Here is a 14,475-nt window from a genome sequence, read left to right as displayed (position 1 = left end):
CTTTTCTTTTCTTCTTANGTTNTTCTTTTTGAAGTTTTTTAGCAATTTTCTTTTCTTTTAAAATAACTTCTTCAGACTTAACTTCTACAGTATCATCCAGTGTAAAAGAATCAAATCTTTTAGCCCCTTTGAATTCAGAATCGAACGTTTTGTGTTCCATATCCATGTGGTCTAAGTTAACTTGAGTTGTTTCTCCAACTTCTTTTTTCTTTTTGTCACTTTTCTTCTCTTCCCCATGTGGGTCTAAAGTGAAAAGTCTCTTTTTTAATTTTTCAAAAAATCTCATACATATATTATATAGACTAGGAAACTTATGTGTAGAAAATAAATAAAAAAATCGCTTTATTGCGATTTCATATTATTTATTTCTTAGAAATAGTTTTTTTGGCTATTGTCTTTTCTCCGTAGTGTGTTTTATAGAACACAACGTTAACTATTAATCCAACATATATAAAGTAAGATATTTGGAACATAGAAGCAGCAATAGTCATGAACATACCTAAGATACCATAAGCTTCATATCTAAAGAACACTTTAGTTAATAATGTAAATAAGATAATGAATCCAGCAGTAGGAATTGTTGTTGCAAGTGCACCAGGGTGTACTTGTCTTCATTTTTGTTTAAATCTAGGTGTTAATGTAAATAGTAGTACTACACCTATGTAAATACCACCAAAAGCACCACAAGAAAGGATTGTATAATAAAGCACTGAATATCATGTTGAATCCATGCTAACACCCATTTTTGTAATTAATCATGGGGTAATTGAAAGGAATATTAATCCGAGAGCTGCATATATAGTTACACAACCAACTATGAACATACCCCTAAACTTATTCATCCAGTATCCACCTACTTTATCGTGTTCGTAAACATATGATTCAGTATAAACGAATTTTGAGAATCCACCTGATGCAATTCACAACGAAAGTAAAATCATAACTACTAATGTAGAAATCGCCCCAGCAGTCTTAACATGAGTCAAGATACTTGTAAAGGTAGAAGCGTTACCACCTGTAAATGCATTTAAAGTAGTTTCAACGAATGAAAATACTTGTGGAACATTCGAAACGATTAAAAGCGTTAGCAGAATAATCGGCATAAATGCCATGATAAGATAAAACGCAAAGGCTGGCGGAATGAATAAGAAGTCAGAAGCCATAATACGCTTGTAAGCCCTATCAATAATTTGATAGTTCTTCCTGTCATCCTTTCAGTGTTTAGGACGAATGGCTAGCCTAAGAGCTACCCAAATTATGGATTTAACAATTCTTTCTGCAATTGAAATTTTCTTAGGACGAATAATAATGTTTTGAACAAGTCTTTTTGAAGATTTTTGAAATTTGAAAGTCTTAATCTTTGTTCAAAGCGAAACTCTTTTACGTTTCTTTTGTCATCCTACTTTAATTTTTCCTTTATGTTTTTCTTTATTTTTATTAAAGAAATTTTTAAACATTTTTTATAATGCCTCCAGTTTTTCAACCACTAATTTATTTGAAACAATTGGGTTGGCTTGACCACGTGTTTGTTTCATTAGTGTTCCAAGAATAAACTTAGTTACACGTTCAGGTCTTGAACCGTATTCAGCAACCAACTTTTCATTCTCTAATATAATTTTATCAATAATAGGGAATAAAATTGAAGAATCAGAAATTTGCTTCATACCTTTTTCCTCAACAATTTGGTCTACAGTTGAGTTTCCACCCATTAATAAAGGCAAGATTTTCTTAAGGTGTTTACCTGAAATATCTCCCTTATCTGTAAGAGTAATAGTTCTTGCAATTTCCACAGGATCAATATTTAATTCTGTAACAGGTATTGATTTTGAATTTGATAATTGAACGATTTCTGAGAAGAAAACTTTTGCAAGTTTTTCTTTATTGTCGTAAGGAATTGAATCAAAATATTTAGCCATTGATAAGTCCGCAACAAGAGCATTAACATATTCTTGGTTTAGACCTAAGCTTTCAAATCTAGCTGTTGTTTCTCATGGAAGTTCTGGTAATTTTACAGAATCAATCATTTCTTGAGGTAAAGTGATTACTGGAATATTTGGTTCTGGGAAATATTTGTAATCTGTTGCACTAGTTTTTGTACGCATTGTAATTGTTGAATTGTTTTCAGCGTTAAAACGTTTTGTGTCCATTGTGATAACTTCATTAGTTAGAAGTTTCTTTGTTTGTAATGCAATTTCAAATTCAATAGCTTTTTGAGCATTTGAAATTGAGTTCATGTTTTTAATTTCAACTTTAACACCGAACTCTTTTTGTCCGTATGGTCTTAATGAAATATTTACATCAGCACGTAATGAACCCTCTTCCATTTTTGCATCTGAAATATTTAATGCTTTAGCTGTTTTTCTAATCGCATCAATATAAGCAGCNGCTTCTTTACCAGATCTAATTACTGGATCAGTAACAATCTCTAATAATGGAACACCAGCACGGTTGTAGTTCAGTTGTGAAGTTTCACCTGAGTGGATTTGTTTAGCAGTATCTTCTTCTAAGTGAATTCTTTCAAGTGAAATTTCTTTTGTAACTCCATCAACAGTGATAGGAATTGAACCATTAGCACCAATTGGTCTTCTTTGTTGTGTAATTTGGTAACCTTTTGGTAAATCTGGGTAGTAGTAATTCTTTCTATCAAAGTGTAGTTCTCTATCAATATCCATTTTTAGAGCTTTTCCAAGCATTATTCCGTGTAGAACGGCTTGTTTATTAACTGTTGGAAGAGAACCAGGGAAACCTAGGTCTATTGAGTTTACATTTGTGTTTGGTTTTGCTTCGTAGTTATTAGCTGACGCAGAAAACATTTTTGTTTTTGTGTTTAATTCTAAGTGAATTTCTATTCCGATAACAACTTCAAAATTATTCATGTGAACCCCCTATTAATTTTTCCACTCATGAAGCGTAAGCTAAAAGTGTTTCATCTTCATATAATGATTTTTCTAATTGAATACCAAATGGCATACCATCATGTTTTTCTCATGGAAGAGTGATTGATGGGAATCCTGAAAGGTTTGTTGAAGTTAAGATACCACTCATAAAGTTATCCAATCTTTCTTCGTCAAATCTGTTTGCTATTTCACCTGTTGAAGGGAAAATAACTAAATCATTATTCTTGTGTCATTCTTTTTGCATTTCAACAATTAGTCTTCTGATTTTTTGTGCTCTTTCAAAGTATTCAACTTGATTGTTTTTATCTAAGTAGAATGATCCTAATGTAAATCTTCTTTGAACCATTGAACCAAATCCTTCAGAACGAGTTTTCATCATTGTTTCTTCTCAGTTTTCACCTTCGATTCTTGAACCGAACGCTACACCTGTTAAGTTAGAGTAGTTTGATGATGCTTCTGAATAAGAGATTAATCTATAAACAGGAGTAACGGCATTTAGTAAACGCTCATCTACATCTATCATTTCTACTTCCACACCAGCTTCTTTAAATTTATTAATTAATTTTGCATATTCTGTTGATACATAATCTTTACATCATTTTTCAACATTTAAGAAAGCAACTTTTTTAGGTTTTTGCATTTCTGTATTTTCGATTGAAACGTTTTTTGAAGTCATATCTTTTTCATCTGAACCGAAAAGAACTTTTGCTGCATCGATTGATGTTGCAACATCATGTGTTAATCATCCTACAGTATCTAATGATGAAGCATATGCAAATAGCCCAAATCTAGAAACTGCACCGTATGAAGGTTTGAATCCAACCTTACCAACAAATGAAGCTGGAATACGTACTGAGTCCCCTGTATCTGAACCGATTGCAATTGCAACATTTTCAGTTAGTGTTGCTGCTGCACCTGATGAAGAACCACCAACGTGTCTTTCTGAATCAAGTGGGTTTTTAATAATACCAAATGCTGAGTATGTACCTGTTCCACCTAATGCTAATTCATCAAGGTGAGTTTTCCCGATGATTGCTCCACCTGATTGTCTTAGTTTATTAACGATGGTTGCATCATATTGAGGTTCGAAACCTTCTAGTATTTTTGATGAAGATTGAGTTGGTGCATCTTTAGTAGCAAATGCATCTTTAATTGTTATTGTTTTCCCATTTAAAGGACCTTCTGAAAATTCAGGGTTTGCATAAGTGAAAGCAACAGCATTGTTTGCATTATTTTTAAATTCTAATGTCGCTTTTTCAATGTTATATTTTTTCATTATTTCACCACCCTTTTCATTGTGACAAAAGTTTCATCTTTTGTTGGTGCATTATGTAGCACTTGTTCTTTTGAGAAACCTTCAACAGGTTTATCTTCTCTTAGGAAAAATGTTGGTGTTTCATCAACTCTATACATTGGTGCAACATTTTCTATATCTATTGTTTTTAATTCTTCGAAAGCGGCTTTAATCTTTTTAAAGTCTCTTTCTAATCCATTTAAAACTTCTTCTGTTGGTTCAAGTTTTAATGATTTTACAATTTCTCTTAATGATTCTTTTGTCATATTATTCTCCTTTTAACTTCTCTAATAATTCTTCTTCGTTTAATACTGCAACTCCTAATGAGTTTGCTTTGGTAAGTTTAGAACCGGCTTTTTCACCAGCTAATAAATAATCTGTTCTTGATGATATTGCACTTGATACATTTCCACCATTAGACTCAATTAAATCTTTAAAGTATTTTCTTGGGTTTGATAGTGAACCAGTGATAACAAATGTTTTACCTTCTAATATATTTGATTCAGCACCCGCTAGTTCTGTTGGTTTAACACCCACACTTAAGAATGCTTCTATTATTTCTTGGTTCTCAGCAAAGTATTCAATCACACTTTCTTGAACCTTAGGACCAATCTCCCTTATTTGGATTAATTGTTCCTCAGTAGCATTAGCGATGTTTTCAAATGTTCCAAATCTCTTAGCAAGTATTTTTGCGTATTTAGATCCGACATGTCTAATCCCTAACCCAAAGATGAATCTATCTAAATCTTGAGTTTTTGATTTTTCAATTGAAGCCAGTAGTTTTTTAACTGATTTTTCTTGGAATCCTTCTAGTTCGATTAAGTCTTCATATTTAACTGAATAAATACTGATGATTGAATCTATTATTTTTTCTTGAATTAACTTTTCAACAATCTTATCTCCGAAGCCTTCAATGTCCATAGCTGTTCTTGAAACGAAATGTTGAATTGATGCTTTTAATATCGCTGGACATTTTAAGTTAATACAATATTGATCAACTTCACCATTAACTCTACGTAATGGGTGTGAACATTCAGGACAGAATTCATCTTCTCTTCATAATTGGTTTTGTTTCTCTCCAACAACACCAACAACTTTAGGTATTATCTCCCCAGCTTTCTTAACCTTAACGATATCTCCTTCATCTAACATTAATTCTCTAACATAATCAGCATTATGTAGAGTTGCTGCAGATACCACAGTTCCCGCTAACCTTACTGGTGAAAGGATTGCGTTATAAGTTATTCTTCCCGTTCTACCAACGGTTGGGAAAATTCCTTTTAGTGTTGTTGTTGCAATTTCTTCTGGGAATTTGTAAGCAATCATATATTTTGGAGCTTTTGCTGTGTAACCAATATCTTCGTGTAGTCTATTGTCATTAACTTTAATAACAATCCCATCAACTTCATACCCTAAAGAATTTCTTTTACTTGTTAATTCTTCAACTAAATTAATAACTTCAATAATATTATTTGCAAATCTAGTTTCTTTATTAATCTTTAATTTTTGTTCTGCTAAAAATTCTAAAGCTTCTTTATGAGTGTTTAAGTTGTGTTCTAGAGGATTGGGAACCATGTATAAGAATGCATCAAGATTTCTTGAAGCTGCTATAGATGAATCTAATTGTCTTAAAGTTCCTGAGGCAGCATTTCTAGGATTTGCAAAATTGTAACCTTGCTTATTTAAATCTTCAAATACTTTATCGGACATAAATACTTCACCACGGATTTCTAAATCATCTTTGTAATCGATTGAAAGAGGAATTGATTTTATGGTTTTAACGTTATGTGTTACATCCTCACCAACTAATCCATTACCTCTTGTTACCGCTTTATCTAAAAAACCATTTTTATAGTTTAATGAAATTGAAAGACCATCAATCTTTAATTCACAAACATATTGAACATCACCTTGTAGATGTAATTCACGTTTAATTTGTTCATCAAATCTAATAAGGTCTTCACTATTGAATGCATTTGATAATGAAAGCATTGGAACTTTATGTTCTATCTTTGTAAATTTATCGAGAACATAACCCCCTACCTTTTGTGTTGGGGAATCTTTTGTGATTAATTCAGGATTCTCTTTTTCTAATTGTTTCAGTAATTCCATAGACCCATCGTATTGAGCATCAGAAACCGTAGGATTGTCTAATGTGTAATACTGGTATCCTCATTCTGTTAATTCCTTTTTCAGTTTGTTAATTTGCTCTAGTGTCTTATTCATGTAAGAATTATATAAAAAAAATAGTATAGTATATACTATTTGTTTAGTTTCTTTTCTCTTTTAAGCTGTTTCTTCTCTTTTTTCAATTGCTTTTTATGTGGTTTCTTCATAAAAGGAACTTTGAATACTAAGTGTGAAACTGTTTTTGTCATATATTTGATTATTCTGAAAGATGTTAGGTATGATTCACCAGTTTCTCTTTCTCTAACAATAACTTGCACTTCTTCGAATTTATACTTATCTTTAATTAGATATGCAATTGTATCTGGTTCTGGGTGTAATTTTGGGTTGTTTGCAAACCTTTCAATTAATTCAGTTCCATATAATCTCATTCCGTTTGTTGGATCCTTGATTTTCTTACCAAGAACCATAAGCATTGCAAATGCAATAACTCTTGAACCGAACATTCTTGCTGTACGTGGTTTCTTAGCTTCAATGAATCTTGAACCTTGAATAAAATCAAGTTCTTTTTCTTTTCAAATACGCACAACTTTTTCAATTTCTGAAGGGTCATGTTGACCATCTCCATCAACTTGAATTACTGCTTCAAAGTTATTTTCTAATGCATACTTGAACCCCGTTGTCATCGTTCCAAATAATCCTTTATTTTTTTCGTGAGTTAAATGTTTTATTTTATTTTTAGTAAGTATCTCTTCTGTTTTATCAGTTGAGCAGTCGTTGATGACAATATAGTTGACATCAGGACACTTTTCTTCCATTTCTTTAACTACTCCAAGGATTGCTCCTTCTTCGTTATATGCAGGAATTACTACTAAAACTTTATTTAATATTTTTTTCATAGTAAATCAATTTTAACAAATAATAATTAGTTGAAAACCATTATCATTTTGGCTTACATACGAACTTTCTATTATTTAGATATTTAAGTTCGCCGTCAAGTCCATTTAACGTTGTTGAAAATGAGTGTAGGAATACTCTATATTCTTGTCTTCCACCATATTTGATGTCTCCGTAAATTGGGAAACCTAATTTAGCTAAAGAAACTCTGATTTGGTGTTTTCTACCCGTGAAAATTTGAGCGTATTGCTTATTTTTTTCTTTTCAGAATTTTGTTTTTGCCATATTACCTTTAGGGTGAATACACATTCTTTGTTTTCTTTCATCGTGACCAATTAAGTATTCAGTTTCTAAATCTTGATCTAGATCTGATTGGAATCTATATATTTTTTCAAATGAACCTTGATTCATTTTAAGTTGTCTAAGTGCTTCATAAGTTTTCCCGTAAATAACTAGACCTGATGTAACTTTATCAATTCTACCTATGTGTGATGGTGTGAATGAATCTGTATTTTCTCAGTTTAAATATGTTAACACTTGATCGTCTAAACATCTTTTTTCTGAATGGATTGCAACATCAACTGGTTTATTAACCACTAAAATATTATCATCCTCAAAAATTACCTCGAAATTAGGTTTTGCAAACTTTGGTTGCTTAACCCCTTCTGTATCTATACCGTAAACTATTACTTCATCCCCTTCTTGGATTTCATAGTTTTTCTTAAGTGATCTTTTACCATTCACTTTTATATCTTTTTTTCTAAAAAGTTTTTCTATTCTTGCTGCAGGAACGTCAGGCATTAACTTAATTAAAAACTTAAGTAATGTTCTCCCTTGATCTTGTGCTGTTGCTATAAATGTTTTCATAGCACTATTATAAAGGAAAGCAAAGAAAAATGCGACAATGTCGCATTCGGTCATTTCTCAATGATTGGAGCAAGTAACGAGAATCGAACTCGCACAGTCAGCTTGGAAGGCTGAAGTTCTACCATTAAACTATACTTGCATGTTTGTCTTGGTGCTAAATTATTATAACACCATTTTTTTATTTTTTTTCATAAAAAAGTTAACATTTCATAAAAATGTATTTTTAATAGTTAATTAAGTTATTTTTGCACTTTTTACATTAAAAAAACTTTAAAAATATATTTTGAAATGGTTTTATTATTCGAATATCTTTTGTTTTAAGGTGTTTAAAAGGCCTTGAAAAACATATTATTCCATACTAGATTACCTTAGAGCTAATAAGCATTCGCCAAGCATTCTTTATGCAAAGTGTGCTCAAAAGCCTTAAACGCTCTATTTTGATATAAAAATGGCAAATAAAAAATAATGGAGTGTTCCATTATTTCATTAAATTATTTGTCGTGTTTTTCGTTAAATGCCTTAACAAGTTTTTCAACGTCTGATTGTGTTTCTGAAACAACAGCTTCAGCTGCAAGTGCTTGTGCTTCTGCTAGATTCATTTCTGAAATTTGTCTTCTTGCTTTTAGAACTGAAGTAGCTGACATTGAGAATTCATCTAGTCCTAGTCCAACAAGAACAGGAATAGCATTATGATCTCCAGCCATTTCTCCACACATACCTACTCATTTACCTTGTGCATGTGCACCATCAATTGTCATCTTAATTAAGTTAAGGATTGAAGGGTTAAGTGGTTGATATAGGTAAGAAACTTTTTCTGACATTCTATCAGCAGCCATTGTGTATTGCATTAAGTCGTTTGTTCCGATTGAGAAGAAGTCTGCATATTTAGCAAATCTTTCAGCGTTCGCTGCAGCAGCAGGAACTTCAACCATCATACCAACTTCGATATCTTTCATTGGAGCAACTTCTACACCTTCTTTAACAAGGTCAGCGTGTACTTCTTCAAGAATTTCTTTTGCAGTTTTGAATTCGTCAATTGTAGCAATCATTGGGAACATGATAGCTAGTTTACCAAATTTTGATGCTCTAACTAATGCTCTTAATTGAGTTTTGAATACTTCAACTTGATCTAGACATAGACGAATAGCTCTATATCCTAGGAATGGGTTCATTTCTTCTGGGAATTTGTAGTAAGAAAGAGTTTTATCTCCACCGATGTCAAGTGTTCTAACAACAACTCTACGTCCATCCATGTTTGAAAGAACTTCTTTGTATGCTGCAAATTGTTCTTCTTCTGTAGGTCAGTCAGAAGCATCCATGTATAGGAATTCTGATCTGAATAGTCCAACAGCTTCAGCATCATTTTCTAGAAGTCCAGCAACGTCGTTTGGTGAACCAATGTTACCAGCTAATTCAACGTGGTGTCCGTCAGCTGTTTTTGATTCTTTACCGATGAATTTTTTAAGTTCTTCAGCTTCTTTTGCTAATTCTTCTTGTTTTGTTTTGTATTCTTTGATTTCAGCATCTGTTGGGTTAATAATAACAACACCAGCATCACCATCAATAATTAAAGTATCTCCTGTTGCAACTTTTTCAGTTACATCTTTAAGACCAAGAACCGCTGGGATTTCTAGTGATCTAGCCATAATAGCTGAGTGAGATGTTCTTCCACCAATGTTTGTAGCAAAACCTAAAGCAAATTCTTTGTTTAGTTGTGCTGTGTCTGAAGGTGTTAAGTCTTCACCAACAACGATAACTTCTTCATCAATTGAAGATACGTCTGATGATTTAACTCCTGCGATTGAGTTAATAACTCTTTTAGCAACGTCTTTAATGTCAGCTGCTCTTTCTTTCATGTAAGCATCGTCCATACTTGCAAACATATCTGCGTATTTTGTAAATACTTCATTTGTAGCTCAAAGTGCGTTTGCTTTTTCTGATTCGATTAATGATTTCACTTCATCGACCATCATTGGATCTGATGCAACTTGGATGTGTGCATCAAATACCGCAGCATGTTCAGCATCTAAGTTTTTAGCTGCTTTTTCTTTAACTAGTTCAATTTGTTTTATAGCGTCAGCAATCGCTTCCTCTAATTTTTTGATTTCTTCTGCTGGGTTTGCAGATATTTTTTTAATTTCTACGTGTGCTTCGATTAGTTCAAATACTTTAGCTATTGCAATACCTGATGAAGCTCCTATTCCTTTTAATTTCATTGTTTCTCCTTTTATGTAATTTTAAATTCTTTTTAGTGAATAAAAAAATAACCTATTAATTAAATTAGGTTGTTTTCTTTCATGATTTTTTCGATTTCCACTACTGCTGCATCTGCGTCTGCACCTTCAGCTGTAATAGTAATTTCGTCGCCTTGTTTAACACCTAAAGCCATGATGTTCATGATTGATTTTAAGTTTCCTGATTTTCCATTAGCTTCAATTTTGATTTCTGAATCAAATTTTGATGCTGCTGAAACTGTGATTGAAGCTGGTCTAGCGTGTAGTCCAACTGGGTCTGTAATTTTTGCTGTAAATTTTGCCATTTTTGGTCTCCTTAATAAAGTTTTTATTTTAACTATACTTATTATAACAAATTCTTATTTTTTGTGTATATTTTCTACATCATAGGGGCAAGTATCTTTAAGAATGTCATCCTAATTTTGTTTCAAACACCCTTGGGGTTATATCCCATCTTTTCAAGTGGGACAGAATTTTTTTCATACCTTTCAAATATCTCCTCAAGCTTTTTGACTTCAGGTCCTTCAAATAGTGAAAGGTTCTCAAATTGTGAGTGGAATGAACGAATATCAATATTCATAGTTCCTAGGTAAGCTGTTTCTCCATCAAATACACCCGCTTTTGAATGCAAGAACTTATCGTTGATTAGATATGTCTTAACTCCATATTCTTCAAGCAATGCTGCATTACCTTTAGAAGCTTGGAAAGCAGATTTCTTATCAGCTTGTCCTGGTAGGAATAATTTTACTTCTATACCAGACAATGAAGCAGTACGTAAAGCACTTATAACTTCAGCTGTTGGGACAAAGTAAGGTGTAGATAATGTAATTGATTTTTTAGCTTTTGAAATTCAATGAACCAATGAATCTTGCATTAATGGGATTTTAATCTCGGGTCCATCTTCAATAAGAAGGATTTTATTCTTGAATTTACTTTTAACTTTAGGTGCATATTTATCTGTATCTAAAACTGTTTTATTAATTAGTTTTCAGTCATTTATGAATAATAATGAGAAAGCTCTTACAGCTTGACCCTCGACTCTCATAACAAGATCTTCTCAAATTCCATACTCTTTTGAATAGTTTACATATTCATCAGAAAGGTTAACTCCACCAGTATATCCAACGTTACCATCTATACTTGCATACTTCCTGTGTGAACGACAACCATTTTGTGAAGAAATGAATGGGAAACTAACTTTGTCATATATAGAAATTTGAATACCTTTCTTTTCTAATGATTTGATTTCATATCAAGGTAAAGCTCAACGCCCAAAGTCATCAACAATTAATCTAACTTCAACACCTTCATTTACTTTTTTAATCAGTATTTGTTTTAACTCTTCTCAAATTTCACTCATTTTAATAATGTAGTAATTTAAGTGAATAAATTTCTTGGCATTTTTTAAATCTTCAAACATATCTTTAAATGCATACATACCGTTATCGTATATTTTTAAATCCCCATTAAGGATAGGTAATTTTGAAAATTGATTTTGTTCTTTAAGTATTTCATTTTTTGTTTTAACACTCTCTTCTTGAATGCTATATGTTTCTGAATATTCTTTATGGAAATCTTTAAGACTTTTTCTACCTTTATATCTTCTTCCGAAAATCATATAAATAATAATTCCGAATACTGGAAGCAATATAACGATCAAGTATCAAGATGCCTTAGCTGGCAAATGCCTTTTTTGAGCGAATAGAAGCAATGCTCATATTGCAGTGACTAAATACACCACAAATAAAATTAAAACTGTTAAATAAACGCCTCATTCATAAAGACCAAACAATAGATATCCTATTGCCGCAATAAATGATAGTGTTAACAGTAATGTGAACAATCTTCTTATTATTTTCATAGTATATAAATTATAAAGAAAAAGTGGAAAGAAAAAACCCACCTTTAAGGTGTGGTTTTAACATATGGCGGGCTAGAGAGGATTCGAACCTCCGCGGGGATCGCTCCCCCTACACCCTTAGCAGGGGCGCCTCTTCGGCCAACTTGAGTACTAGCCCATATGGGTTGTATTTAAACAACCGTCAATAATAGTATACCAATACTTATCCCAAAAAAGATAAGAATTGATAAAGCATCGATTAAAGTAGTAAGAAGTGGTGCGGCCATTACGGCAGGATCCAACTTCATTTTATGCGCGATTAATGGTAATAATCCACCAACCATTTTTGCGAAAATAATAACTATAAATAATGATAATGATGCAGCAAATGAAATTCAAATGTAGGCATATGAATGTGTGTTTGTAGGTTGCGATAACAACATACTTCCACCATTTGATGATTGAACCCCATAATAAATTAACAGTCTTGTGAAGTTAGCAATTGCTAGAACCGCACCAACCATTGCACCAGTACCAAATTCTTTTTTAACAACACTGAAAGTATCATTCTTTTTAATTTCACCAAGAGCAATACCACGTGTAACCATGGTACTTGCTTGTGAACCAGCGTTTCCTGCTGCCCCTGAAATAACAGGAACGATTGCAATTAATGCTGATGTGATGATTGCAGTTGAAGCAGCAATAGAAGTTTCATGTAGAGAAGTTGCTGCAATTCTCATAAATGAATCTAAAACAATTTGTGAAAGAGTAGATGAAATCATTAATAGAAGCAATCAGAATACTCTTGATTTAAATAGTTTAATAATAGATGTTTTTAAATATGAACTTTCCACACCTTCGATACCAGCCATACGGTGCATATCTTCAGTTGCTTCTTCTTGAATTGTATCGATAACGTCATCGGAAGTGATCATACCCATTAAGTAACCTTGCGTACTTACTACGGGCATAGCAACAGCATCGTGCTTAGCAAATTCAAGTGCTGCTTCCTCTTTATCCATTGTTGTAGAAACAGAAGCCACAGGACCCATTATATCTTTAACTTTTTTACCCTTTGGAGCGAAAACTAATTGGTGTAAGTCGATTTCTCCAACAAGTTTACCTTTTTGATTAACAACAAAGTATGTAAGCATATCTTCAGCGTGTCCGTGTTCGCTTTTGATAATTTTAATTGCTTGAGTTGGAGTTAATGATTGTTTAATTTCAACCATATCTGTTGACATGATTGAACCTGTTTGGTGATCTTCATAACGAAGAAGTTTATTAACATCAGCTCGTCTATCTTTAGGAGTGTTCTTAAGAATTTGTTTTGCTATGTTTGAAGGCATTTCTTCAATCATGTCAGCGATATCATCGGCATATATTGTTTTTAGAATTTCTTTTTGCTGAGCATCAGAAAATTCTTTAATAATTTTTTCTTGGAATTCTAATTCAAGATTTGAAAATAACTTACCTGATTGTTCAACATCCAAAACACGGAAAAAGAATTTACGTTCTTCTGCACGCAATTCTTCAACCATATCCGCAAGATCAGCTATAGTCGTTTCTTTAACTATTTTTCTAATTTCAGGAACTTTTTTGGTTTTAAGTGCTGTTTTTAAAGTCATGTTATCTCCTTTCCTGTTTTACTATTTCTAGTTATTTATAAACATTAGTTATTTTTTAAGATTGCTGTTAGTTCTTCTTGGAATGTAGCAAGTTTAATTTTTTGTAACTTACCATTCATAGCAATTGAAATGTTACCTGTTTCTTCTGAAACGATAATTGTGATTGAATCTGATTGTTCTGCAATACCCATAGATGCACGGTGACGTGCTCCATATTTATTAGCGATTGAAGTTTGAGTGATTTTGTAATATGTAGCAGCATATTTAATCTTTCCACCTTCGATAATTACAGCACCATCATGTAGAGGTGATTTTTTATTAAAGATTGAGATTAATAATGAAGATGAGATGTTTGCATCAATTACAATACCATCAGTTCTTAAGTGATCTAATTTTTCTTTGTTTGTAATTGTGATGATTGCACCTGTTTTTGTAGCTGATAATTCTTGTGCTGCTTCGTATAGTTGGTGGATTAATCTTATTTGTGATGATGTACCCATTGTGTTGTATTTATTTTTCTTAAATGCTCACTGGATAAACTTAATCATGTAAGGTAATAAGATTAATAATGCTAGTAGTCCCGCACTCACAAGAACCGCTGCAAATATTCCTTGATTTGACATGTAATTCTCCCTTTTGAAATTGTTATATTTATATTCTACTTTTTTATTAATAAAATACCTAATTTTAT

Annotated in this window: 12 protein-coding genes, 2 tRNA genes and 2 pseudogenes; all 16 read right to left on the bottom strand. The window is 32.2% G+C overall.

Annotation, left to right across the window (positions count from 1 at the left end; genetic code table 4):
* Nucleotides 1–22: 22 nt before the first annotated feature.
* Nucleotides 23–286 (bottom strand): hypothetical protein (locus ACOMC1_RS00450; protein WP_420330687.1); only part of this gene is annotated, 264 nt, incomplete at its 3' end.
* Between the two features lie 76 nt (nt 287–362).
* The gene (locus ACOMC1_RS00445; RefSeq protein WP_420330686.1) at nt 363–1,457 is read right to left on the bottom strand and encodes a YihY/virulence factor BrkB family protein; all 1,095 of its coding nucleotides are present in this window, start codon (nt 1,455–1,457) and stop codon (nt 363–365) included.
* A 3-nt stretch (nt 1,458–1,460) separates the two neighbouring features.
* Nucleotides 1,461–2,384 (bottom strand): annotated as a pseudogene (locus ACOMC1_RS00440) (Asp-tRNA(Asn)/Glu-tRNA(Gln) amidotransferase GatCAB subunit B); the annotation flags it as partial.
* A gap of 1 nt (nt 2,385) precedes the next feature.
* Nucleotides 2,386–2,876: pseudogene (locus ACOMC1_RS00435) on the bottom strand (Asp-tRNA(Asn)/Glu-tRNA(Gln) amidotransferase GatCAB subunit B); the annotation flags it as partial.
* Nucleotides 2,869–4,173 (bottom strand): amidase family protein, encoded by a 1,305-nt coding sequence (locus tag ACOMC1_RS00430; protein ID WP_420330685.1) that lies wholly within the window; start codon nt 4,171–4,173, stop codon nt 2,869–2,871. The pseudogene ACOMC1_RS00435 and the gene ACOMC1_RS00430, both read right to left, overlap by 8 nt.
* Nucleotides 4,173–4,457 (bottom strand): Asp-tRNA(Asn)/Glu-tRNA(Gln) amidotransferase subunit GatC, encoded by a 285-nt coding sequence (gene gatC, locus ACOMC1_RS00425; RefSeq protein WP_420330684.1) that lies wholly within the window; start codon nt 4,455–4,457, stop codon nt 4,173–4,175. Before gatC ends, ACOMC1_RS00430 begins: the two co-directional genes overlap by 1 nt.
* A gap of 1 nt (nt 4,458) precedes the next feature.
* Nucleotides 4,459–6,417 carry an NAD-dependent DNA ligase LigA gene (ligA, locus tag ACOMC1_RS00420; protein ID WP_420330683.1) on the bottom strand — a complete coding sequence of 653 codons (1,959 nt, stop codon included), beginning with the start codon at nt 6,415–6,417 and terminating at the stop codon, nt 4,459–4,461.
* Between the two features lie 35 nt (nt 6,418–6,452).
* Nucleotides 6,453–7,217, bottom strand: a complete 765-nt coding sequence (locus ACOMC1_RS00415; protein WP_420330682.1) for a glycosyltransferase family 2 protein — start codon at nt 7,215–7,217, stop codon at nt 6,453–6,455.
* A gap of 40 nt (nt 7,218–7,257) precedes the next feature.
* Nucleotides 7,258–8,082 (bottom strand): pseudouridine synthase, encoded by an 825-nt coding sequence (locus ACOMC1_RS00410; RefSeq protein ID WP_420330681.1) that lies wholly within the window; start codon nt 8,080–8,082, stop codon nt 7,258–7,260.
* Between the two features lie 65 nt (nt 8,083–8,147).
* Nucleotides 8,148–8,221, bottom strand: a tRNA-Gly gene (locus ACOMC1_RS00405).
* Between the two features lie 352 nt (nt 8,222–8,573).
* Entirely contained in the window at nt 8,574–10,298 is a 1,725-nt protein-coding gene (gene ptsP / locus ACOMC1_RS00400; RefSeq protein WP_420330680.1) for a phosphoenolpyruvate--protein phosphotransferase, read from the bottom strand.
* Between the two features lie 59 nt (nt 10,299–10,357).
* A complete protein-coding gene (locus ACOMC1_RS00395; RefSeq protein WP_420330679.1) occupies nt 10,358–10,621 on the bottom strand; it encodes an HPr family phosphocarrier protein in 264 nt (87 codons plus the stop codon).
* A gap of 74 nt (nt 10,622–10,695) precedes the next feature.
* Nucleotides 10,696–12,177, bottom strand: coding sequence for a cardiolipin synthase (gene cls, locus ACOMC1_RS00390; protein ID WP_420330678.1), 1,482 nt, complete (start codon nt 12,175–12,177; stop codon nt 10,696–10,698).
* A 65-nt stretch (nt 12,178–12,242) separates the two neighbouring features.
* A tRNA-Ser gene (locus ACOMC1_RS00385) sits at nt 12,243–12,334 on the bottom strand.
* Nucleotides 12,335–12,347: 13 nt separating this feature from the next.
* Nucleotides 12,348–13,784, bottom strand: coding sequence for a magnesium transporter (mgtE, locus tag ACOMC1_RS00380; RefSeq protein ID WP_420330677.1), 1,437 nt, complete (start codon nt 13,782–13,784; stop codon nt 12,348–12,350).
* Nucleotides 13,785–13,828: 44 nt separating this feature from the next.
* Entirely contained in the window at nt 13,829–14,407 is a 579-nt protein-coding gene (locus tag ACOMC1_RS00375) for a diadenylate cyclase (RefSeq protein ID WP_420330676.1), read from the bottom strand.
* Nucleotides 14,408–14,475: the final 68 nt, after the last annotated feature.

Origin of the sequence: Mycoplasma todarodis, assembly GCF_965212735.1 — a bacterium.
In the GTDB taxonomy this organism is placed as follows: domain Bacteria; phylum Bacillota_I; class Bacilli_A; order Mycoplasmatales; family Metamycoplasmataceae; genus Mycoplasma_K; species Mycoplasma_K todarodis_A.
The sequence above is the reverse complement of the archived record's forward strand: the minus strand, read 5'-3'. Positions and strand labels throughout refer to the sequence as shown.